The organism is Proteiniphilum propionicum (assembly GCF_022267555.1).
In the GTDB taxonomy this organism is placed as follows: Bacteria; Bacteroidota; Bacteroidia; order Bacteroidales; family Dysgonomonadaceae; genus Proteiniphilum; species Proteiniphilum propionicum.
Map to the genome: position 1 here is coordinate 3218628 of NZ_CP073586.1, position 25192 is coordinate 3243819.

The following is a 25192-nucleotide window of genomic DNA, read 5'->3' on the forward strand; positions in this document are numbered from 1 at the left end:
TTCAAATTGCAAAAATTTCAACTATTCCATCAGCTTTGTTTCCAACACCTGGTTGACGGAGAAATTCTCAAGGCCAAGGTAATAAGCTGCCGAATCAATCAGAGCCTCCATAGGCACCAGTCCTATTACCTCTCCGCCCACCACCGGAACACCATACCGTTTAGCTTCCATGCGCACCATCTCATGGGCGCGGTAAATAGCCGTTTTGGTGTAGTCGGTCAGGTTCATCGATACCTGTGTGATACCCCGATCGTGCAGTGCAACACCCATCGCCTTGCAGAAACGCAGTCCGCCTCCAATATGGCGCACCTTCCTGCTGATAGCCTCAGCAATCTCCAGGTTATTGGTCCCCAGGTTAACGTTGTAAGCCACCAGCGGCATGCGGGCACCGATAGCAACTGCTCCTGCTGTAGGGTGAGGTTCTGTAGGACCAAAGTCGGGCTTCCATTCCTGTTTTTTCATTTTCTCTACCAGTCCTTCAAACTCGCCCCTGCGAACATTCGCCAAATTTTCACGATGAGATGCCGAAGCCGATTTCTCATATAGATATACCGGAAGGTTGTAACGTTCTGCCACTGCCTCCGCTACCTCCTTAGACAGAGCCACCGCCTCATTCATAGTTACGTTTTTAATAGGGATAAACGGCACCACATCAGCGGCTCCCATACGAGGGTGCTGCCCCTGATGCCTTTGAAGATCAATCAGCTCCACTGCTTTCCCTATTGCTTCAATAACTGCAGTTTTCAATGCCTCCGGCTCCCCAACAACAGTTACTACCGATCGGTTATGGTCGGCATCACTGCTATAATCCAGCAGTTTCACTTTCTCTCTTCCCCGGAAGAGGTCCGCTATTTTTTCCACTTTCTGTCTGTCGCGTCCCTCACTAAAGTTGGGAACACATTCCACGATTTTATTCATAATTGTTATTCCTATAAAACAAAGTTAACTAAAATGATATTGCTTATTTTTTTGTTATCCGCCTTTTCCGATTTAAAAATATGAAAGATAAGCCGTTCATTACTTATGAGAAACATACTTCCTGATTATATCTTCATCAACTAAAAAGGGTTCTGTTATATGATAGTTCTCCGGATAAATCCTATTAAACTCACGAGCAGTGGTAATTGCATGCTCGTTGCGTGCCCAGGCACGGCGAGCCACGCCACCCATCACATCCCAAATCATTGCGGAACGGAGGATCTCGTCAACCCGCGTGCTACCATCGCACACCATGCCGAAGCCGCCGTTGATAGCTTTACCGATGCCCACTCCGCCGCCGTTATGTAGAGCCACCAAGCTCATGCCGCGCGCCGCATTACCTGCGAAGCACTGCACCGCCATGTCGGCCATCACGTTGCTGCCATCCTTTATGTTGGCTGTCTCACGGAAAGGCGAGTCTGTACCGCTCACGTCATGGTGATCGCGACCCAGCATCACAGGTCCTATTTCGCCGTTACGTACCATTTCATTGAATCTCAGTGCTATCTTCTGCCGTCCCTCGGCATCCTGATAAAGTATGCGAGCCTGGGTACCAACCACCAGCTTATGTTTCTCTGCATCGCGTATCCATAACCAGTTGTCACGATCCTGTCCACGCCGGCCGGGGTCGATGCACTCCATTGCTACCATGTCGGTTTTAACCAGATCCTCGTGCTTCCCGCTAAGGCATACCCATCGGAATGGGCCATAGCCATAATCGAACAGCTCTGGTCCCATTATATCCTCCACATATGATGGCCAGATAAAGCCATCTTTCTCATCAACCCCGTTTCTTGATATCTCCTTAACGCCTGCATCGTAGATCGCCTTCATAAAAGAGTTACCATAATCAAAAAAGTATGTTCCACGGGCAACTAACTTACTTATAACATTAAAGTGGCGGCGAAGCGAATCATCAACCAGTTTTCTGAATTTGTCTCTATCCTCGTGCAGCAGGCTGGTACGCTCTTCAAAGGTTATGCCGGCAGGACAGTAACCTCCTGTGTATGGTTCATGGCAAGAAGTCTGATCGCTAAGCAACTCTATATCGATTATCTCTCTCTCCGCATATTCCAGCAGATCAACAATATTTCCATAGTAAGCAATCGACAGTGGTTCCTTCCGTCTTATTGCTCCATTCGCCCAGTCAAATGCCTGTTGTTTCTCAGCTGTTACTCGCTGCACCCACCCCTGTTGCCGTCGTGTTTCTATACGCGACCCATCCACCTCGGCAATAATGGAAACGGCTCCGGCTATATCGGCCGCTTTGGGTTGTGCTCCGCTCATACCTCCCAAACCAGACGATACGAACAGATGCCCTCTGAGATCACTATCCGGAGTTATTCCCAGTTTCAACCTCCCCGCGTTAAGCAATGTGTTGAACGTACCATGTACAATGCCCTGGGGACCAATATACATCCATCCGCCGGCAGTCATCTGTCCGTAGTTTGCCACCCCCATCTGAGCAGCGATATCCCAGTCGGCCTGGTTATCAAACAGCCCTATCATCAACGAGTTGGTAATTATTACCCTCGGCGCATCGGGTCTCGATTTAAATAATCCCAGCGGATGGCCGCTCTCCACCACCAGAGTCTGCTCCTGTGTCATCACCTCCAGATATTTTTTTATCAGCCTATACTGCATCCAGTTCTGGCATACTTGGCCTGTTTCGCCGTAGGTGACCAGTTCATAGGGATATAGCGCGATATCGAAAGAGAGGTTATTGTCAATCATTACCTGAAACGCTTTTCCTTCCAGGCATCTACCTTCATACTCATCAACAGGTTTTGCTTTCAGGTCACCTTCGGGACGATAGCGGTATCCATAAATCCTGCCACGTGTTTTCAGTTCATCAAGAAACTCAGGAGCCATCTGTTCATGCAGTCCAGAGGGAATATAACGCAAGGCGTTTCTCAATGAAATTTCCGTTTGCGATGGCGAGAGTGAAAAACCACGGTCGGGTGCACGACGAATCCCCTCCCTGAACTCAGGATAATTCGGTAATTTACTATCTAAGGCAATTCTCATAACTTTAATTTTTTCATGGCGATATTCACGTCACGATATCTAACAAAAATAGTGATTTTTTTACAAAAAATGTAATATGCAGGCCGTTTTTTATAAAACAAAATTTATCTGCATTTATATAACAATACTTCGGTAATTTTTTTAAAATAGCTCTCATAATTTGCTGAATATCAATCGAGAGTGCCTTGTGGCAACTTCGATGAGGACGGAAGCCAAAACTGTTGTCGCTAAACTGACCCTCATAGATAGGGCTCAGTATCTGGCTGATGGCCTGTTGGATGACCCGGTCTACTACCGTTGGGATACCCAGTAGAAGTCTCTAGCCGTTATCCTTCGGTATCTCTACACGACGGACGGGATTCGGGCGGTATCTCCCCGACTTCAAGGATTCCACGAGTATTTCTTTGTGCCTTTTCAGATGGTCTCCCAACTGCTCGGTTGACAATCCATCTACTCAACCACTGCCATTATTACGCTTGACTTGCTTGTAGGCTTTGTTAAGGTTATCGGGCGAGAGGATGAACTCCAATGGGTCTCCTTGTTCAAATTGCACTTCCTTGAGTTTGTTTTCTGTTATCTCCATAAAGGTCTGCCCCCCCTCATAGCCTTAGCATTCCGTGCTATTCTTTTGAAGCCGGCTATCGCTCGTTGTCGATATTTTCTGCATTCGCTCCTTCATAAAGTAATATTCATTGACTACTCAATTGAATTTGGTTCAGTCCTTCCCTAAGTCGAATAAATTGGGTCTTAGATACTATGACCTCGGCTGACTTCTCATGGCAAGCTTTACTCCGTGTTTCTAAAAAGACTTATCAGCACGTCAATGAGACCTCCACAGTTAGGGACATCCTCTTTCCATCTTATGCCAGCTGGATTTACTTAGGGTGTTTCAGTATAGCTATTGGACTTTGATTTGTACTGTAATCTTATCCATATCCTTCAGTCTTATATCAAGTTCCTGTTCGTCAGACCAGATGTTTACCGCCGGCTTCCTTCAGATTCCGTCTCGCGGCAGACACCCTTTCCTTGGGCTATACACTTCCCGCTATCGGGCGTGTTACGGATTTACACCGATTATAGAATGTTAGTGTTGGGCGAACACGAAAGAATGTCGGACTGATTAATCATTGGTCCGACATTGCTCTATGAAGACAATTTCACGCCGGTTTACCTCCATCCAAAAACCACTGGAAAGAGGAACGTCACCAAAAGCGTCCATGCGGCATATAACGGCAGGTACTTAGCGATGGTATGTTCAACAATCTTCATCCTCTTTCCTTTTCTTACGACCATGAAAAGATCGACCGCAATCAGCACAAGATGTACAAATATCAGAAGATTGGAGCCGAGCACTGCAGTCCGGTTGGGTGTAAATCCAAACTCTCCCACTCGGTAGAGGATGGCAGAAAGCGCCACCAGATCAACCGCCAGTGCCAGGAGAGATAACACAAAGAGTATCCATTCATTAAAACGTTGTTTTTCACGGGTCGATATGCCTGCAACTGAAAAAACAACAATTGCCATGACTCCCAGAAGCATCAGATTAAATACAAGTAGAAAATCTCTATCGTTGTAGGGATCTTTTCCTGTCACGATAATAAATATCAAATAGACTAACAGCGTGACCAACACCAGTGGACTGAAAATTTGGGCAATAATCGGTGCAAGTTTATCGGTGATTGCCGGGAAGTTCCTGATAATATAAGTGGCTACAATGGGTGATGCAACCAATCCAATGATTGCGATATTTTCCATATAGAAGTTTTCGATATGCACGCCGATCGCAGAAAACAAACCAATGGTCACCGCAGTGAGAGCCCCTCCCCCAATCAGAATCAGGAGAGTCAGGATAATCAGGTCTCCGTTGTATTTGAGGTAATCTATTCTTTTCGACCGCTCTTTCAGATCAAAATCGATAAAGATCACGCCATAGAGGCACCATAAGAACAGAGGCAGATGTATGTAAGTCAAGATAATTGAATCGCTTCCCTCACCTGCCGGGAGCAGGTTGACGTACAAAGCCGCTAACACATATACCCACAGCGTTATAATTAAATTTCCTGGGTTGAGACGGCTGTTTGTGAGAAAAATATAGGTCGATAATCCCAGAAAAACAATGATTCCGGTATTCTTCATGTAGAAGGCGTATTTCTCCGGATCAAAACTGGCCAGTTGAGGAATCTTGATCAAAAGGCCTGCCATCACACAGGAGATGATCAGAAAAAGGAGATCGCGCTTCAGTACCTTTCGGCCGGGGTCAGCCTGATGATCGAACTCCAGCCTGGCTTTCCAATAATCGGCCATTGGAAGGGCGGCAATATCGGGATAAAGGGCAAAGAATGATTGCTCAAAACGCTTTTTATCGGACCGGTAGAGTTTTTCCAGTTCACCGGGATAATTCAGATTTTCTCTTATTGCTGTTTCCATACCGTAAAATATAATGTTTTTAATTTGCTGACTGTTTGTTAAGACTCTGACCGTTGACAGTTTTCTATCTTTTCTCCTGAAGCAGCTTCTCTATCGCGCCGATATGCTTCCTGAATGCCTTTTTTCCTTTGGTCGTGGCAGCGTAGGAAGTGTTTGGTTTACGCTCCAGGAATGATTTGCTGAAGGAGACATATTCGCTTTTTTCCAGTGACTTGAGATGACTCGCCAGATTACCGTCGGTGACTCCAAGCAGATCCTTCAGTGTATTAAAGTCCAGCTGATCATTCACCATCAGTGCCGACATGATACACAACCGGGTTCTGTTTTCGAATGCCTTGTCCAGATCTTTTAGAAACTCCTTCACCGCTTATCCTTTCCGCTGAATCAGCACACCGTAAATCATCTGTATCACGCCAAAGCCCAACATCCACAGGTAAAGGCTCTGTCCGATAAAGAGGAACGCCGTAAGACCCAGTACAATCTCTGCAATTCCCAGATACCGGATATGACTAAACGTGTAATGGCTGCCATTTACCAGTGCCAGACCGTAAAAGATCAATGTCAATCCGGGAAGAAAACCCACATATCCTTTGAATAGAAGTATCAGACAAAGAATACCACCGGTTGTCAAAGGAATCAGCAAATTTATCAGGAGTCGCTTTGCCTGATTATCCCATACACGCTGGTTTTCCTTTCTGCTCTTTCTACCAGTAAACCAGACGGCACTGACAATCGATAACAACAACGTGCCTAACGCAATCAGCAGCAAACTGGCTGGATTTTTCAGGTCGGGCCACACCGCTCCATATATCAGGTAATCGTGATGCCTGAAAACCATTTGATGGGCCAGCAAGGCTCCAGCCAGGGCGATCAATCCTGTCGATACACCCGAAAGGCCACTGAGGGAGATGAACCGGGCACTACGATTCATGATCTTTCGAATCTCACTCAGATCGTTTGCATATTTTTCTTTTTCCATTTGAAAGTACTTTGTTCTGCAAAGTAACATCAAAAAAAAAATAACTTGCAACTCTTTGTCCAAAAATATTCAATCTCTTCGGGGTTTATAGTGATTTGATATGGGGTTGTGGATAAGGAAGTGCCTAAATTCAATATAGAAGTGCAACAAACTCGACATTCCTATTCTTCTATATTCAATTGTTTTTTTCAAATCCCCTTTCAAAAACACTCAAGGGGTTTTGAAAAAAACAATCAAGAGTCAAACAGCAACATAAATAAAACAAAAAGGAGACCGAAGTCTCCCTAAAATTAACTATTATGTTGCTTATGAAAAAATACAAACAGTTAACTTCAGAACAAAGATACGCTATTTATTTAGGCTTACAAAACGGAGTGAGCAAAGCTAAAATTGCAGAGTCGATACAGGTTGATCCCTCTACTGTTTACAGGGAAATAAACCGCAATATAAACAAAAGAGGAGGCTATTCATGGCGTTTGGCACAAGAGATGGCAGATGAGCGCGAAGAGCGTTTACCGGGCAACAGATCAATACCTGAGTGGATAAAACAGAAGATAATTCGTTTGATTCGCAAAGAGTGGTCGCCCAAGCAAATCAGTGGATATCTTATGAAATTTGAGCAAATATCCATCTCACACGAAACCATTTATAAATGGATAAGAGAAGATAAAAAAGCAGGAGGAGACCTTTGCAAACACTGCCGCCACAAACTCAAATACCGTAAAAGACCCGTAGGGTCAGCCAAAAATATTCCTAACCGAAAAAGCATCAGGGAAAGACCCCAAGAAGCAGACGGAAGTAGATTTGGAGATTATGAAATGGATACGATAATAGGAGACTCACAAAAAGATGTAATGCTGACAATAACAGAAAGAAAAACCAACTTTATAATGATGAAAAAACTGCCTATGGAAAAAGACTCGAAAAAAGTTTCCAAGGAAGTAATTGCCATGCTGCTGCCCTATAAAGACAAGTTGAAAACAATAACAACCGATAACGGATCCGAATTTGCAGCTCACCAGGAAATAACAAAAAAATTAAAAGTGCCGGCCTATTTTACAGACCCATATTCATCGTGGCAAAAGGGAGCGGTGGAAAATGCCAATAAACTAATCCGGCAATACATACCAAAAGGGGCTGCATTCAGCAACTATTCAGCTAAGGAAATCAAAGATATACAGCATAAATTAAACAGAAGACCAAGAGAAAAATTAGACTTCAATTCTCCAAAAGTTGAGTTTTATAAAAAATTTGATTAATATTGCACTTGCTGATTGACTCTATAGTGTGTTAATTACGAAAAGAGGTACTTCTAATCACGCAAATTATCCAATTTTTGTAAATAAATAAAAGTGTATTGTTTACTGTGAAATATCCCCTGCTGGCCATATTGATCTTTTTTCTTCCTAGCTCCTTATTTAGCTTAGAAAATAAATCCGATTCATTACTTAAGGAGTTGGATAAGATCATATTGAAACGTTCTGACTTTTTGGAGATGAAAGAAGCCGGAATTTTAGCACTTAAACAAAAAAAGCTACAACTCAGAGAACCGGCAGATATCGTTGATATTAACTGGGAGATCATCAATCAGTACAATAGTTTCATTTGCGACTCTGCTGAATTTTATATCAAAGAGAATCTGAATATTGGCAAACAATTAGATAAAGAAGAGATTATTACCGAATCCCTACTACAGCTTTCATATGTCTATTCACTCTCGGGCCTTTTTTTTCAAGCAGCGGAAATTTTCGAGTCAATGGAGTATGAACATCTTCCCAATCATTACAAAGCATGGTATTGTTGGAATTATATCCGGTACTTTGAGAATCTGATTGTCTATATCGATGATTCGAGATATTCTTATCCCTATGAGGTAAAGAAGGAAAAATGGAGAGACAGGGTGATGAATCTCCTAAGTGACCAATCGGAAGAGTATAGAAAAGAACTTACCCATAAGTTACAATTGTCCGGTCAGTTTCCTGCAGCAGAGGAAATATTGTATTCAATTTTCTGGCACCAGCAACCCCACACACACCAATATGCCATGGCGGCCATGAATCTGGCAAAACATTACGCAAAGACCAATGAAACAGAAAAAGAAACCTACTATTTAATTATAGCGGCTATTTCAGACATAGAGCTGGCTGTGAAAGAGAATGAAGCGCTATTGTCTCTTGCTGTAAAACTATACCATAAAGGAGATGTGGACAGAGCATATAATTACATCAGGGTGGCCCTGGATGATGCCCTTTTCTACAATGCACGGTTTAAGAATTCGGTCATAGCACGCATACAACCCATTATTGAGGATACTTATTTACAGAAGATACATTCTCAACAAAAGAATTTAACACTATATTCAATCGCTACAAGCCTTTTTGTGATTTTTCTCATTATCACCTTATCCTATCTGTATATTCAGATTAAAGCAGTTTCGAGAGCAAAAAAAGAGCTCAGGGTGATGAACGATGACCTTATTCAACTGAATAGAAAGTTGGATGAAGCTAATATCGTGAAAGAACACTACATTGGATACTTTATGAATCAATGTTCCGTATATATCAACAAGCTTCACAAATATCGAAAAAATGTAAATCTGAACATCAAGACTGGTCAAATGGGAAATTTACACAAGTTCTCCGCTGATGAAATGGAGTATGATATCAACGAACTGCACACGAATTTCGACAAAACCTTTTTGTCGCTCTATCCTAATTTTGTAACAGAATTCAACTCTTTACTCAGATCCAATGAACAGTATAATCTCGATCGGGATGAATTAAACAATGAACTTCGCATATTTGCCCTCATAAAGTTGGGGATTATTGACGTAAAACAGATTGCCGAATTTCTGCACTATTCCGTACAGACGGTATACAATTATAAAAGTAAAGTAAAGGCAAAAGCATTGGTAGAAAGCGATCTATTCGAAGAAGAGGTAATTAAAATCGGAATCATCAAGTAAGTAGTACACATTCGTGATAATCCTACAACTTATGCTTCCGATTTTAATTTGTCTTTCTAAAGCTTGGTGAAGACCTGATATCAACAAGCATTGTTATTTATAACCCAGCGATAACACTTTTTTTTCCTTTTGATTATACTGTTTATGAAGAAGGGTAATTCCGTTTTTACAAAGTTCGGTATCGGCTTCAATGGTTATCAGTTTCATTTCACCCGGCATCAAGGTGATGTAATTCTCATTCATGATTACAGGCAAAATTCGCTCCCCGGTTATGCTATCCACCAATCTCAGCCGGTTACCGAAAGCAACAGTAGGGGAATTGTTTTTCACTTGTAGATAGATCATCTCCGTATCCTCACTCTTATTGTAGCGATGCTCCGCAACACGGACAGATAAATTTGCTTCTGGCAGCTCATCGAGATCCCTATAGTCCAATTCATTGACTCCATTTCTCCAATAGAAATTCTCAGATATCAGCCTGCCTGCTGCATCATTCAACTCAAGACGCACAAAATGCAAAGGAGTCAGGTCATCCAACTGTTTGTTTTCTCCATACACCTCGAACTCATAGATGGAATATCCAAATTCTGTTCCGCGTTTCAGTCCATTCATCCGTATATAACGTGCTTTAACCGGCTTGAAGATAATTTCATCGGTATTGCCACTGCCGTCTCTTATCTCTGCGACTGTTTTCCATTTCTCAGCATCATTTGAAACCTGAATTTCATATTGTTTAGCGTAAGCATCTTCCCATTTCAGTTCCACTTTCTGCACTTTCTTCATTTCTCCGAGATCTACCTGAATCCATTCAAAATCGCTATAATCACTCTCCCAGCGGCTTCCTGCGCACCCGTCGGCCGCAAGCCCAGCTGAACCGATGGTCGTTTCAGAAGACGCCTTAATTTTTTTTCCTCGCGCAAGGTTGGATGGATTGAAGTTCAATGTAAAAGCCTCTTGGAAATTGGCAGAAGGGACATTCAAAACCACTGAATCTCCATAAAGTGGCATCTCTTCACCTTGTAGGGTAAAGATGCGGGCTGTGGCAGTAACATTCTCTAAATTAGCTGAAGATGAATTGATTACTTTCACGCTATTGCTGGAAGCGTTCCATTGTATATGAAACGGTTCGCACGCTTTTTTGGCACCCCAGTAAGCTCCCGAAGCGTCATGGTAATAATCATAAGTCTGCCATACAAAGGATGGGTATGCCGACTGGCTCATCCAAATCAGTATCCCGGTGGCATCATTCCACATTTTATCATTCCAGGCTTCATACATTCCTTTCATCACCTCGATATTCAGGAACTGCGCTTTTTCACAAAAGGCTTCCAGGTTGTCCGATTCACCAAACTGCTCATTCACTGCTTTCTTGTAGTTGATAGGGTTGGCATTGGAAGCCGATTTTCCAAAAAAATGACAGTCCCATACATTCTCCTCATCCTCTTCCAGTTGCTTGTCGGTTGGCAATGGCCAGAGCTGGTCTTCCGGGATAAACCGCCTTACACTCTCGTAGACGGGAAATGTAGCTGTGCCTATCTCGGATCGCAAACCATAGCCCCGATCCGAACCGTATGGATAGGGGGGATTGTTCCAGGCCAGATTGCTTCCTGAATTTTCGAAATGGCGCTTGGGAGGCTGATTACCCCACCATCCGCTACCCGACAGGCCATCCTGGTTGGAAGAAGACTTATACATCCTGTCGTTATGATCTTCCGAACCTATAATTCCTCTGAGGTAATTATCCAGTTCCGGTGCTGGATGTGTTTCATTGGCACCACACCACAGGGCAATGGAGGGGTGATTTCTAAGACGCTTCACTTTGTCCAGAGCGTTCAGCTTAAAATGTTCCGCATTCTCTACTTCGTTATAGGCTACATAGAGCCAGAAGTCGTCCCAGACCATGATCCCATACTTATCACAATATTCATAAAACTGGTCATCGGTTACACAGCCCGTCCACAAACGGATCATGTTATAGTTCATATCCTTGTGCATCCGGATCTTCTGTTCATACTCTTTGACATTTGTTCGGAGCAAATATTCACTCATACCCCAATTACCTCCTTTCAGAAAGAGCTTCTGTCCGTTGATGTAAAAAGTCATTACAGGCCATCCGGCGGCATTCTGTTCAAATCGATAATCATATTTCCGAATGCCAAAAGTAATCTTACGCGTATCGGTCACCACGCCCTCCACTTTGCAGGTAACATGACAGTTGTATAGATTAGGCTCTCCATAACCATTCGGCCACCATAGGGCAGGATTCTTCACAATCAGCTCTTCAAATTGCTTTCGATTAAGATACACCATTCCTGCTTCTCCAGCTTGCAGACCAATATTTTTAGAAACCGAAATGTTACCAGGCTGAACCGTGATGGTTACGGTCACATCTTTCTTCATATTCGAACAGTTCTTCAAAGCGGTCTGAAAAGAAAGATCGGCTATCTCGTTGGACTCGAGTTCCGACCTGATCCAGGGATCCTCCATCACGACATCCCCTGTTACTTCAAGGTATACATTCCCGGTAATGCCATGCAATCTTCCAGGTACATAGGGCATCCAATCCCATCCCGCAGCGGACAGATAGGTGGGGCTGGCGGTTATACCGAATCCATCCTTTGCGTCACGGGTCTTTTTCTGATTGGCGTCATAGATTAAAACTGCGATTGCGTTTTTTCCTGTTTTGCTGATCAAATCTGTTACATCAAACTTTGAACGGAGCATGTGCCCGCTCACATCTTTAATGGACAACTCTGTACCGGAAATTTTCACACCGTTAAAATAAAAATCTGCATACCGGTTAATATTATCAAAATGAAGCCAGACACGCTCTCCTTCTTTAGGGTACGGCGGCAGGGCAAACTCGGTTCTGTACCAGAATGGACGGTTGTAAAAAGTTTCATCTACTCGATAGATGTTGTCTCCATAATTTGGGTCCTTTTCCAGTCCGGCTTCCACATAGGCAGTAAAAACAACTCCCGGTACTACCCCTTTCACCTCATTTTTAGCAACGTATCCGGCCTCAGAAATTTCGTATCCGGATACTTCAACTTCTGCCTGCGGCATTAATTTCCAAGTGATGTCGGGATTGGAACTGTTTAAGGAAACTCTCTTGTTCTGTGCAGGGGAATAAGTAAACAAGCACAACAGTGACATCATCACCATGCCAAATTTCAATCTATTCATATCAAATTAAGTAAAAAAAATGTTTCTTCAGGGCTCATGAACACTGAAGCATAAAACCTACATTATTGTGGACTGGAGAAGGTGGCGGAATCAGCGAGCTATTTATCCGTTGAGACTGAATAGGGACGATCCTCCATGCGTGTTCCCCTTTCCTTGTTGGGGGTGTTGCTCATCACCAATTTCAACTTTCCGCCATTCACAATATCAGCATACGCAATCCAGTTTTTAGTGTATGCGACCCCGTTCAATTCAGCATAGGTGATGTATACGTTATCGGGACTGTTGTTTTCGGCTTCGATAACAAACTGTTTGCCGTCTTCCAGGGTAAGAGTCACCTTCTTGAACATGGGACTGCCCAGTACATACTGATCGCTTCCGGGACAAACACTGTATATCCCCATGGCACTCAATACATACCAGGAAGAGAGTCCACCCTGATCTTCATCACCTGGATAACCCTGAGGAGAAGAATTGTACAACTGCGACATCACTTTACGCACCTGCGCCTGTGATTTCCATGGTTCTCCCGAAAAATTATACAGATAAGGTACATGTTGGCAAGGTTGGTTTCCATGTGCGTACTGCCCCATATTGGCTGCAAGCATCTCCTTAATCTCGTGGATGACCTCAAAATAAGCACCTTTGTCGTATTCATTTGTGCCATGAAAAAATGAATCAAGACGTGCATTGAACGAATCTTCTCCACCCATGAGACTAATCAACCCCTCTATATCATGGAACACAGACCATGAGTATTGAGCGGAATTTCCTTCGGTAAAGGGATTGCCCCACCTGTAAGGGTTGAAATCTTCAAAAGCCCAACCGCCATCCAGTTTTCTGCCACGCATATACTTTGTTTCAGGATCCCACATGTTTTGATAATGATAAATCAACTCACCGAATATTTCTTCATATTTCTTGTTTCCTGTCATCTTCGCCAGGTGATACGCACACCAGTCGTCATACGCATATTCCAACGTTTTGGCAGCACTTTCTCCGGTTATTTCATAGGGGATATACCCTCTTTCAAAATAGTATTCATGGCCTTCGCGTCCACTGGATCCCTTCCAAAAGCTCACATGGGTAATCTCATGATGGTACTGTTCCAATACTTTCGCAGGATCGAAGTTACGGATCCCTTTTGCCCAAGCATCCGTCAGCAGGGAAATGGCATGATTGCCGATCATGATACCCGACATCCCGGGACAAGACCAGGCAGGAAAGAATCCACATTGTTCTTTCGCGTCCACCAACGACTGCATATAACGCCCTAGCATGGAGGGATGCAGGATATTGGTCAATGGGAACTGAGAACGGAAGGTATCCCAGAAACCATTATCGGTGTACATATATCCGTCATGGACGTTAAAATCGTAGGGACTTCTGTAATAAGCTTCACCCTCTTCATCGATTTCATAAAAGGTGTGGGAAAATAAATTGGAGCGAAACAGACAGGAGTAGAAAGTTGCTTTATCCTCTTCACTATCACCTTCCACTTTTACCCTGTTCAGCAGATCATTCCACAGTTTTCCAGCAGCTCTGCTCACCTCCTCCAGTTTGTCGAAATTACCCAATTCCTGTCTTAGCGTCAGCTCAGCCTGTTCCGGACTGATATAGGACATCGCTATCTTCACCTGGACGGTAGCACCATCGGCAAATGCAAGATACGCTCCTTTACCCTCTCCTTCATCTGAAAGTTTGTGGGGATCGATCTGGTTTGTGCGATTATCCCAGGTACCGTGCGACAGAAATGGCTGATCAAAAGTAATTACAAAATAGCCTTTCATCTCCTGTGGAAAAAGAAAACCACTGTTTACCCATCCAACTATTTTATTTTCTTCCGGAATGATGGTCACACCGCTTCTGCCGATATAACCATCCAGCACGAGGAAGGTTTTTTCCTTTTCCGGGAAAGTGAAACGCATCATGCCACCGCGCTTAACCGGTGAAATCTCCACTTTTACGCTGTTGTCCAGTTGCACGACATAATAGTGAGGTTGGGCTGTTTCATGGTCATGTGAAAAGCCTGTGGCTCGTTCATCCTCATGCACAGTGAGCTTGCCTGTTTGCGGCATCAAGGAAATCGTAGCATAGTCCCTCACCCATGGGCTGCATTGATGCGTCAACTGAAATCCCCTGATGGTGGTCGCTTCATACTGGTATTTCCATCCATCGCCGTTTTTGCCGGTTTGCGGAGAAAAGGCATGCATGGGATATGGCACGGCCACAGTGGGATAGGTATTTCCATAACTATAATCCGGTCGTGAATCCGTCCCCTGCAAGGTATTCACATATCGAACCAGATTTTCCTGTCCCGTTTTACACGAAAGGGTGAATATTCCTACAATCAGAACAATCATTACAATCTTTCTCATAATTTTTAAGCTTGATTCGTTTGTACACTCAAATAACTTATTGGATGAATCCTATTCATCAAAAGGCTTCCATAAAACCTTTTCAGAGCGCTTCCATGATTGCATTTATTTGAACAGGGAGATGCAAGAGCACGGCATCATACTCCCCAATTCATATTGGGTTCGGGGCCCATTTCCAGTTTCAGTTCTCCTCCCGAGATGATCTCATCGTAATGCAGCCAGCATCTCTCAAGTGGCACACCGTTCAGACTTGCCTGCTGAATATACACATTCTTTTCAGAATTATTGGTTGCAATGATCCGAAAGCTCTTCCCTGTAGCAAATTTTCCATCCAGTTGAATTTCTATTTCCTCGAATATAGGGCTGGTTATCTCATACCGCAGGTCTCCAGGGCAAGCCTGATGCAAGCCTACAGCCGATAAAACATACCAGGCCGACATCTGTCCCACATCTTCATTCCCGACCAACCCATCCACCCGGTTTCTGTAGGCACGGTGACAAATCTCCCGGGTCCACTTCTGCGTCAGCCAGGGAGAACCCAAACGGTTAAAAAGATAGGGGACGAAATGTACCGGCTCATTGGCATGGTTATAATAGTCGTTCCACATCATGTCATCGGGTACATTCTCAAAGAAACTGATCAGGTCGGGCAAGACTTTTTCTATGCCCCCCATCAGGTCAACCATCCCCTCCACATCGTGCGGCACGAACCAACCCTGTTGATAGGGGTTACTTTCAACCGTGCCGTAGCTCTCTTCCAGTCTACCTTTCACCGGCCATTCAGCCCACGTTCCGTCTTCGTTTCTGGGCCGGAACCAACCCATCTGCGCATCAAATACATTCCTGTAGCTTCGGGAGAGAGACAGATACTTTTCCTGATCCTCCTTGTGATCCATCATCCCGGCTAACCGCGACATGCACCACTCGGTATAACTCAGCTCCAGCGTATTGGATATGGAGAAGTTTCCTGTTGCGTAACCGGCACTCCCCGAATCAACAGCATCGCTCCGCACGGCAAAACCCAGCTTTTCATTTCCACTTCGTTCTGATGTGCGAAGGGCCAGCTCATATGCTTTTTGGATGTCATAACCCCTGATTCCTTTTGCATAGGCGTCGGTCAGTACCGATATGGCCGGATTGCCTATCATACAGGCACTATAAGCATTCATCAGTTCCCACCGTTCAAGATAACCTTTGCCACTCTCCTCAGCCAGTGTAATGAGCGATTGAAGCATATCATTCACGACAGTGGGGTTGATGAGAGTCTGCAATGGAAACTGACTGCGGAATACATCCCAACCGCTAAATACAGTCCGCTTTGTAAAATCGACTGACGTATGAACCTCCTGATCGCCTCCACGGTACTGTTTATCCACATCTTCATAGGTCCTTGGATCGATCATCGTATGATAGAGAGCGGTGTAAAAAACTTTTTTCTGCTCATCGCTTCCGCCGCTAATTTTAATCTTAGCAAGAGAATCGTTCCATTTTATATATGCATCCTTCCTTACTCGGTCGAAATCCCAGTCGGGTATCTCCTCCTCGAGGTTCCGCCTTGCACCTTCCTGATCCACAAACGAAATACCTACCTTCATCGACACCCGGTCTCCTTCCTTTGTAGGAAATTCGGTAAAAAAGCCCAGATGTTTTCCCTGCCCTTCCGCGATGTTTCTTTTAATTCCAGCTTCTGCAATGATCTGTTGATATCCGGGACTGGTCACATCTTCCAGCTTTCGTGTCTGGTCATCCGGAATGGCAGCACTCCAGATGCCATAGTCCCGAAGTGGTTTTTCGAATTGTGCATAAAAAAAGAGCGTATAATCCGATTTTCCATCGCCATTTCCCCATCCTCCTCCTTCGGGTGGACATTTCATCCAGCCGGAAATCGTGTGTTTATCTACCACCTTCACCTGCTGCTCTGTAGAGGTACCTCCCACACGACGCGCCAGGTCGATCTGTATTCTTGATTTTTCGTTTTCGGGAAAGGTGAACCGATACATGCCACAACGCTGCGTAGCCGTCATTTCTGCCATAATATGATAGTCGTCCAACAGGACGGAATAGTAGCCGGCTTTTGCCTTTTCATTTTCGTTGGTGTAGCGGGAACGGTATCCGCTATCAGGATTCTCTTCCGTGCCCGCACTTGTCTTAAGATCACCCGTTGAAGGCATGACAAGAAAGTTGCCCATATCTCCATTCCAGCCAATACCACTCAGCTGGGTCATGGCAAACCCTTCAATGGTCTGGTGTTCGTAGCTGTAGCCTGAGCCGTTGTCACCACCAGTAATTGTGTTGGGACTAACTTGTACCATGCCAAAGGGCGTGGTTGCACCCGGGAATGTTTTTCCCAAGCCATGATAAACGCCTGCTGCATCGATGCTGGTACTAGCTCCGATAAACGGATTCACATAGATAGCATAATCACTGCCCTTCTCCATGTGATTACCTATACACCCCTGCAACAACAGGAGTAATACAGGTAAAAAAGATAGTTTGTCTGTCATTGTCAAATATTTAGTGTAGGAAGACTCTTTTTTTATAATAAATCAAAAAGGTTTTATTCTCTTAATTCTCAGTGTTTTAAATCCAAACTGAGGAATTGAAATCTCAGTGGACAATTGGCCGTTGGCCTTTTTCTCATAAGCTACATCCGCTATCTTGTCTCCTTTTAAATCGATCTGTTCAATGCCGTCCACCTCACCATTCAGGATAATTCTCTGAGGTTTTTTGTCTGATGAACTGTTGTATAAGCGAACAATCAGCGCCTCATTCTCTATCTTAGCTGAGGAGATTTCAAGATTGCTATCGATCGTTTCAATAAGATTTCTGACAGAAGTGGAGAGTTTGTTACTGAATTGTGCGATCAGTGGTTCATTCCATGCATCACTCTCCCGCTGCACCATCCCTTTTTCCCAATCTCCGGCATGGGGAAACAATGCATAGTGAATCTCAGTGGGACCGTGAACCTTATAATCACGACCCCATAGCGCCTTTCCGATATACTGTACGGTTAATCCCAAAGGTAGATCGTCGTGTTGAAGGTAGCTGGTGGTATGGTCTGTGAAAAGGGCAACGCCTCGTTCTCCGACCTGGTCGGTCAGATCAACCCAATGTAAAATCACATTGTGCCTGAGACTGTCCCAGCTGGAAAAAAGAGTATTCCTCAGTTCACTTTCACATACATCAAACGGCGCATTTTTAAATAATCTCTCTCCCACTTTATCTAGCGGAAACTCAACATGTAGTTTGAACTTATCATTGTAAAATGCTTTACGCCGATCTGTTGCCTCGTAATTGTCGTGATGATCATACGCTCCAATTCCGGGCTGACCTTCCCAGTCGATGTGCAAGGTAAAATCAATCCGCGGATTGTTTTTATGGAATGTTACCAGCTGATAATAGCTATTTCCGGCTATTTGGTTCTCTACTTTTACTGTGATGAAGAGTGGACCATCCTCAACCACGGAAAGGGTGGCGGGACTCTCGGCTCCTTCATGGAATTTCTCCTCCCGGTAGAAGAAACCCTTCAGGTTATTCAGCGAACGATTGCTCATCACAAGCTCTGCCCCACAATTCCTTTTATCAACCAAGCTTGTAATGGTTCCCCCTTTCGCGGGATCAAAAAGTACTGAATAATAATTGGTTTCAATTTTTAGGCATTCGTTTGAATCCCACACCATTTCTGTTTTATCGGAGACTGAGACAGCTGTTTTCTTCAATTGGAAAGTTGTATATCCCATTCCTGAAACTTCTGCTTCAAAATGAATCAGTTTATTTCCCCGGCTATCGAGGGAAAGTTGAGAGGGAACCACATGGTTTTCTGTATCAATCACCGTGAGATTGTTCTCCTTCAAATAATCCGGCAGAATCAGATCAACTTTTTCTTTTCTTGTAGAGCCCAATGTATTATACACCCGCACAAAGGCGGACTCTTTGGCTTCTCCGAACAGCGAAAAAATCTTTTCATCCGCTATCCTGTTTGTGGAGCGGGTCCACCGTGTGACTTTATCGGCCCAGGTATTGCCCTGTTTACCGTTATAGGGGACGATCCAGCAGTCGTGATGCTGGGCAAGCATCAGTGTGCGCCATGCCTCTGCAAAATCCTCTTCAGGCCATGGTTTGTTGTGATACAAATAATCGAGGGTTGCCATTTTTTCGGCCGCAAGAAGCCGGTTCTCACTCACACGCACCTCTTGTGCGATTCGCTGCATGACCTGTGCTCCCCAAACCAGTCCCGGTTGAATATCCTCCTGCGTAAACCGCCAGTCGGAAGCTTCTACCCTATCCTTTATCCTCTCTATATAATCGGTCCAGGTGGTATACGCCGTCGGTTGATATGCATTGCGCCAAGGCCCGAAATCCCAGCCTGCATCCTGAAAACACATTCCGACCGGATACTGTATCCCATCCTGAAAACAGGCATGAATAAATTCCCTGGAATTGGTCCACGAATCGGTTTGCCAGGTAGATTCCTTCGACAGTCCCTCAATGGCGTACCGGGGAACAGCCAATATGGATGTACCATCGGGGCCGATCCAGTTGACCATATCTTTTCCGAAAGCGCTGGTATATCCTCCCCAACAGGTATTGGGATTCCGCAATACGGCATATTTGAACCCGAAACCTTTCAAAATCTGAGGCAGACTGCTCGTAAAGCAGGGTTCTTCCACGGCATAGGTACGAAAGGTCGCGTTGGGAAAGTATGCACGGGTTTTTGCAATCCCATAGGAAAACTGTCTGATAATACTCTCCCCGGAAATATTATAACAATAGGGTTGTGCCCAGGTGGGATTTACAAATTCTATCCGGCCATGACGTCCTTCCTTGTCGTAGTACGCCTGCAATGCAGCAAAATTATCTGCATCCTTTATACTGATTGTATCCCACGTCTCCGGCTCAATCTCCAGATTGATTACCCAACCAGGATTGGCTTTTAGCTGATCGACCATAAATTTTGCCTGCCACTTGGGATAATGCCCATATATTCCACCGTGATAACCATCTGCGAACCAGGCTTGTTGCGCTTGCAACGAGAAGCCTGCAATCATGAACATGAGAAATATGTTTTTTTTTGCTGTACCAATTATGCAATTCATATATAACTGATTTGTTAGAGTCCAATCACCGACATGGGTACTCTTATCGCTTTCAATCGGTAATAATAAGCGTTCATTGCTTTGTTTCCGTTTTCATCAAAAAAGTAATCCTGCTGGTCACAAGCACTGAAGTTCAGAGAATAAGTGAGTAAAACTTCATTCTGCTCATTCACGCACCAAGGATGTATGATGGGGGTATAAAAACGTGCTTTGCCCCCGTTGATATTTTCTTCTATTTCATATACTTTTATTTTTTCAGAGAAAGGTTTTACGGGACTCGTTGACCAGGATAGATAAATATTACGCTCTTCGGTACACCAGAAACCCATGTCCATGGACATCATCAGATACTTATCCCCCACCTTCACTACACTTGTCGTGGCTTTGGAAGTAGCTATCGACTTCTTTTTCGAGGGTTCCGTACTCCATCCATCTCCATTCCAGAAGGTCCAGTCAGCCAATGGATTATTTTCCGAAAATCTTCTCATAAACAAATCGGTCGTATATCCGATTCCATCATTGGCCTGGTGGCTGTAGCAATACACATAGCCGTCACCACCCTTGACCATTCCGTCTGCTCCCCCTACATTGCGTGGTGTCTTGCGTTCCACCTTCCATGAAGTACCGCTTTGCTGATGCAATACATATAATGCATCGTTGATGGCTTCAAGACCTTTTCCTTCACCGGCATACACATATACTTTATCACCGATCTCTACACCCACACCAGGCCAGGTCCAATCCATACCCTCCTGCACATCCATCATCTGGTACTCTCTGTCGGGATGTCGTGTATCGGGGTTTGTCAGGTTCACTGCCTCGTGAGGGCTCCAATTATCTTTGGAGCGCTGAAGAATTATTGAGTTGTTGTACCTGAAAAAGCTGTTTCCGTTGAGCAGATCGGGTCCCAGCATCTGTGCAGCATCCCATGCATCTTCCGTGATCCACAGTATCTTGCCGTTGTTATCACCCCAGGTGAGGGGGATTGAATTGCCCTGATCAAATGCGACCGATCCCATCCAGGGTTCGTTTCTTCTAAAAAAATTCTGCACCTCCACATCTCTGTAGCTTTCATAAGGAATAGGATTAAGGTACCACAGTTGCGAGATGTTGTCTCCATCAGCAAGTAGTTTCAACTCACCATCAGCCATAGTAAGCAGCAATCCGTTCTGCTTGTTTATGATCTTGTATTTATTTGTACCAGCGGTTTGGATGGTCCACAACTGTTTATCTCTGTCTTCACTGTATGCCTGATCCTGAAAGAGGGATATACCATCGGTCTCATTTCCAACATGAAGTGTAAGGTAGAGACCACTGAAAAGATTTCTGAGTGTAAAATATCTTTTCCCATTCTCTTCTTTTTCGAATATAAAGTGCCATTTTTGCCATTTGCGTCCTTCATTGTTTTGAAGATTTATCACGGCGTGATCCCAGTACTTGTCATTATACAACAAATCGCCTTGTACACCCGGCACTTTGTTACCTGTCACACCGGTGATAATAAAGGTACCGTATTCCATTGTATTGATGTCATTGTCCACAATTTCAAAATGTATGATCCACTCCCTGCCCTGTCCAGAAGCTGCCGTGACCACATAACTGGATTGAAGATTCTTTGATATATCAATCGCCGCTCCCGATGCTGGAGAGATAGAAGCTCCTTCTGATATGGTTATCTCAGGAATGACAGAAGTGAGATCCACGGACCTGTCAATGGTCACATGAACAGTAAAGTTATCCACATTCACTCTCTCGGCTCCTATCTGTCCATTCTTTATTTTAAATGATTTGATAGCTCTGCCGGTGTTGGGCAGAGGTCTTGTTTCCTCTTCGCAGGAAATAAAGAATAGACAAAGAAAACTACACCAAAGGAAGGTAGTCAACTGCTTTCTGGAGAAATTACTTACTCCCCGCTTCAAAGCACTCTCTTTCATCTCTTTACGGTTTTGTTGATTGGTTTATTCAATCAGGCAATACAATGGCATGACTGCATTCGGCAGGCAATTCTGCTTCTACATACAGCCATGCCACATCTCTCTCTTTTAAAAAGTAACTTTCAATTACATATCAACGACTCATTCTTAGAAAGATACCTGAAATCCCAGGTTAAATACCCGTTGATTCATATAGGCATCACCTGCAGAGTTTGTGGAGATCTCGGGATCTTGTTGATATTTATTATAGTTTGTCAACGTAAGTAAGTTATAAGCATTCACGTAAATCCTGACCGAATCTAGAAAGCCGGGAAGCATTCTTTTCGGGAACTGATAGGAAAAATCCACCGTCTTCAACCGAACATACCATGCATCAATCAACCAGAAATCCGACATATAGTTCTCTGCACTGTTGATAGTCGCCGGATTACTGGTCAAGCGGGGGAATTCAATCTCTTCCCCGTTTTGATAACTCTCCAATGTCCAGCGTTTCATATGAAGTGGCTGAAACTGGCTTTTAAAGGGTTCTATACCTGTACCTACCACACTGAAGCTGTAGTTGAACGAACCCTGGAACAACAGACTCAAGCTAAATCCGTTCCAGTTGCCTCCTATGTTCCATCCCAGTGTGGTATTCGGCAGGTTGGGCATGCCGATAGCTCCTTTGTCATAATCGTTGATGACCCCATCGTTGTTCAGGTCCATATACTTCAGGTCTCCTGCCTGTACCGGAATATCGGTATTGGGGACAGCCGGGGCATCTTCAGCACCTTCCGTAATTTTCAGTATCTCATCCGGTGTATAATAACCGATGTTGATATAACCGAAAGGTTGTCCAATGGGTTTTCTCGTTTCTGCAAGCCAGTCATACTTCTGTTGCGCCTCTGCTTTGTAGATTACCTTATTCTTCGCGTAGGAAAACACCAGATTTGTATTAATATTCACTGAACCTACACGAGTCTGATAGCCCAACTGACCGTCCACACCCCGGTTGTTTGTACGTGCCACATTCAAGGGGGCAGTGCCAATACCAAGCAACAAAGGTGTATCGTTTCGCCTTACCAGCTGGTCGTAGCGTTCATCGTAAAAATAGTCGATGGTAAAAGAAATCTTATCGAAAATATTCAAATCGAGTCCCAAGTCTAATTTTCTGGCCTTCTCCCAGGTCACGTGTTCATTGCCCAGATCCCCTTCTCTATACCCTGGGAAAGTCTGTGCCCTGTCGCCGAAATAATAGTTGTCACCCGCCTCGTACACTTGATTATAGAGATAACGTCCCCCTGGTGCGATGTCAGAGCCGACCAATCCGTAGGAAGCTCTTACTTTCATCAGCTGCACAAAGGAAAACCGATTTTTGAAAAAAGATTCTTCTGAAATGCTATATCCTACTCCCACTGCGGGGAACCACCCAAAGCGGTTGTCGCGTCCGAAACGGTCCGACCCGTTATACGCCATATTGAAATCGATCAGATATTTATTCTTGTATTTGTAACCAATAGTGGAGGTATATCCTTCAAAGTTTTCAGGTATCTTCTGTCCCGTGTGTTCCGTAGTTCGGCTTTGACGATTATAAAGCAGCATGGCGCTCACGTCGTGAATTTCCTTGAATGTACGTGCATAGTTCAAGGATGCCTGAATGTTCAGGTCCTTCACCGATTGGTTGATGCCTCCCCCTATTCCGTAGGTGCCATAGGCATATGTTCCGTTGGGATTGATGAAATAGATCTCTGTTTCCGGATCATAATGATAGGTGGGATAGCCATCACTGAAACGGTATACCGACCGGTTATTCTCATAAATATTCGAGTATGCTACACGGAAGTTGGAACTAAGTCCTTCGGTAATAAAATCCATTTTCCAGTTTGCGCCGTACAAGATATTGTTGTCGTTCCGGCGGGTTCGCTTGTATCCTTCGTTAGCCAGTCTTGCATTTAAAGTAGGACTATGGGAGTCCGTATCATATAAATAAGCAAAAGAACCATTGGGGTTTAGAAACGGTGCCGAATAGGGACGCATTTTGGAGAAATTATATATTTCACCTGTTGCGTTCATGTTATTCGGTTCATTGATATTCATGAAACGCGAGGTCACATCCAGGCGCATATTCAAGCTTTTGGTGATGTCAAAGTCGAGATTCGTACGGTAATTAAACCGACGATAAAAATAATTGGTATTGATATCGTCATTAGCACTGGAAAAGTCCTTTACCAATCCATTTTGTGAAAAATAACCCGTAGAAACAAAGTATTTCAGTTTGGCCGTTCCTCCAGAAATATCGACATTCACGTTCTCCTGGAAAGCAATCTTTTTAAAGATCTCATTATACCAGTTCACATCCGGATGTCCGTAGGGGTCTGAACCATCTTTGAATGCCTGCAGGTCCTCATCAGAAAACAAGGGTTGCAAACCGTCATTTGTATAAGCTTCATTCACCAGGGAAGCTGTTTCGTAAGAATTCAGAAATTTGGGCGTACGAACAGGCGTTTGCACCCCTCCTTCCATACGCAGATTGATCTGTGGCTTTCCTTCAAGCCCTCTGCGGGTTTTCACAACCAGTACTCCATTGGCACCCTTGATGCCATAAATAGCCGTGGTAGATGCATCCTTGAGGATAGATATACTTTCAATTTCGTTGACATTGATCTGTGAGAGCTGATCATAGGAATACTCCACATCATCCACGATGATCAACGGCTGGTTACCTGCATCATTCAGTGAACTCTTGCCACGAATAAAGAAATCTGAAGCATCCTTACCCGGTTGTCCCGAAGTTTGTTGTGTAAAAAAACCTGGCAGTTTTCCATACAAGGCATTCTGGATGTTGCTTGTAGGTACAGTGCGCAGTTCGCGGGCAGTAACTCCGCTCACAGCTCCGGTCATGGTGATACGTTTTGCTTTTCCATAACCCACAACAAGTACCTCATCCAGGCTTGTCTGGTCGGGTTCCAGCTCGATCTGTACATTTTTTTGTGCTCCCACCACATATTCCAGGTCTTTAAAACCAATATAAGTTAGCACCAAATGTTCTCCTGGCTCCACAGCAAGCTGGAAATTTCCGTCAATATCTGTAATTGTTCCTCTTCCCGTATCTTTCACCTTAATATTTACCCCGATCAGAAGCTCACCGTCGGTGGCAGTAACAACTCCTTTCAGGATGTTGGTCTGTCCGATGAGAAGGGTGATGATATGTAGATAGAATAGTATGATGATTGTTCGTTTCATAA

The 25192-nt window shown here is 44.2% G+C and carries 14 protein-coding genes; 2 read left to right on the forward strand and 12 right to left on the reverse strand.

What is annotated here, in order from left to right; genetic code table 11:
- Window positions 1–21: 21 nt before the first annotated feature.
- From ftcD to KDN43_RS13405, 6 genes are all read right to left on the reverse strand, one after another.
- A complete protein-coding gene (gene ftcD, locus KDN43_RS13380) occupies window positions 22–918 on the reverse strand; it encodes a glutamate formimidoyltransferase (RefSeq protein ID WP_238866894.1) in 897 nt (298 codons plus the stop codon).
- A 99-nt stretch (window positions 919–1017) separates the two neighbouring features.
- Window positions 1018–3006 carry a urocanate hydratase gene (locus KDN43_RS13385; protein WP_238866896.1) on the reverse strand — a complete coding sequence of 663 codons (1989 nt, stop codon included), beginning with the start codon at window positions 3004–3006 and terminating at the stop codon, window positions 1018–1020.
- Window positions 3007–3031: 25 nt separating this feature from the next.
- Window positions 3032–3316 (reverse strand): reverse transcriptase domain-containing protein, encoded by a 285-nt coding sequence (locus KDN43_RS13390; protein WP_294073002.1) that lies wholly within the window; start codon window positions 3314–3316, stop codon window positions 3032–3034.
- A gap of 857 nt (window positions 3317–4173) precedes the next feature.
- Complete coding sequence (locus KDN43_RS13395) at window positions 4174–5433, reverse strand: hypothetical protein (protein WP_238866898.1); 1260 nt, start codon at window positions 5431–5433, stop codon at window positions 4174–4176.
- 64 nt (window positions 5434–5497) lie between these two features.
- Window positions 5498–5797 carry a winged helix-turn-helix domain-containing protein gene (locus tag KDN43_RS13400; protein ID WP_238866900.1) on the reverse strand — a complete coding sequence of 100 codons (300 nt, stop codon included), beginning with the start codon at window positions 5795–5797 and terminating at the stop codon, window positions 5498–5500.
- A gap of 3 nt (window positions 5798–5800) precedes the next feature.
- Complete coding sequence (locus tag KDN43_RS13405) at window positions 5801–6412, reverse strand: hypothetical protein (protein WP_238866902.1); 612 nt, start codon at window positions 6410–6412, stop codon at window positions 5801–5803.
- Window positions 6413–6720: 308 nt separating this feature from the next.
- On the opposite strand from KDN43_RS13405, the gene KDN43_RS13410 reads away from it, so the two are divergent.
- Together KDN43_RS13410 and KDN43_RS13415 are read left to right on the forward strand one after the other, a co-directional pair.
- The gene (locus KDN43_RS13410; RefSeq protein WP_238866903.1) at window positions 6721–7671 is read left to right on the forward strand and encodes an IS30 family transposase; all 951 of its coding nucleotides are present in this window, start codon (window positions 6721–6723) and stop codon (window positions 7669–7671) included.
- A 107-nt stretch (window positions 7672–7778) separates the two neighbouring features.
- A complete protein-coding gene (locus KDN43_RS13415; protein WP_238866905.1) occupies window positions 7779–9377 on the forward strand; it encodes a DUF6377 domain-containing protein in 1599 nt (532 codons plus the stop codon).
- 93 nt (window positions 9378–9470) lie between these two features.
- Here KDN43_RS13415 and KDN43_RS13420 read toward each other — a convergent pair whose 3' ends face one another.
- From KDN43_RS13420 to KDN43_RS13445, 6 genes are all read right to left on the reverse strand, one after another.
- The gene (locus KDN43_RS13420) at window positions 9471–12563 is read right to left on the reverse strand and encodes a discoidin domain-containing protein (protein ID WP_238866906.1); all 3093 of its coding nucleotides are present in this window, start codon (window positions 12561–12563) and stop codon (window positions 9471–9473) included.
- A gap of 98 nt (window positions 12564–12661) precedes the next feature.
- Window positions 12662–14938: a GH92 family glycosyl hydrolase gene (locus tag KDN43_RS13425; protein ID WP_238866907.1), complete on the reverse strand. Its 2277-nt coding sequence runs from the start codon at window positions 14936–14938 to the stop codon at window positions 12662–12664.
- Between the two features lie 137 nt (window positions 14939–15075).
- Window positions 15076–17442, reverse strand: a complete 2367-nt coding sequence (locus KDN43_RS13430) for a GH92 family glycosyl hydrolase (RefSeq protein WP_238866908.1) — start codon at window positions 17440–17442, stop codon at window positions 15076–15078.
- Between the two features lie 42 nt (window positions 17443–17484).
- On the reverse strand, window positions 17485–19992 hold the full coding sequence (locus tag KDN43_RS13435; RefSeq protein ID WP_238866910.1) for a glycoside hydrolase family 38 C-terminal domain-containing protein: 2508 nt from the start codon (window positions 19990–19992) through the stop codon (window positions 17485–17487).
- Between the two features lie 56 nt (window positions 19993–20048).
- The gene (locus KDN43_RS13440; RefSeq protein ID WP_238866912.1) at window positions 20049–21968 is read right to left on the reverse strand and encodes an RICIN domain-containing protein; all 1920 of its coding nucleotides are present in this window, start codon (window positions 21966–21968) and stop codon (window positions 20049–20051) included.
- Between the two features lie 147 nt (window positions 21969–22115).
- On the reverse strand, window positions 22116–25190 hold the full coding sequence (locus tag KDN43_RS13445) for a SusC/RagA family TonB-linked outer membrane protein (protein ID WP_238866914.1): 3075 nt from the start codon (window positions 25188–25190) through the stop codon (window positions 22116–22118).
- Window positions 25191–25192: the final 2 nt, after the last annotated feature.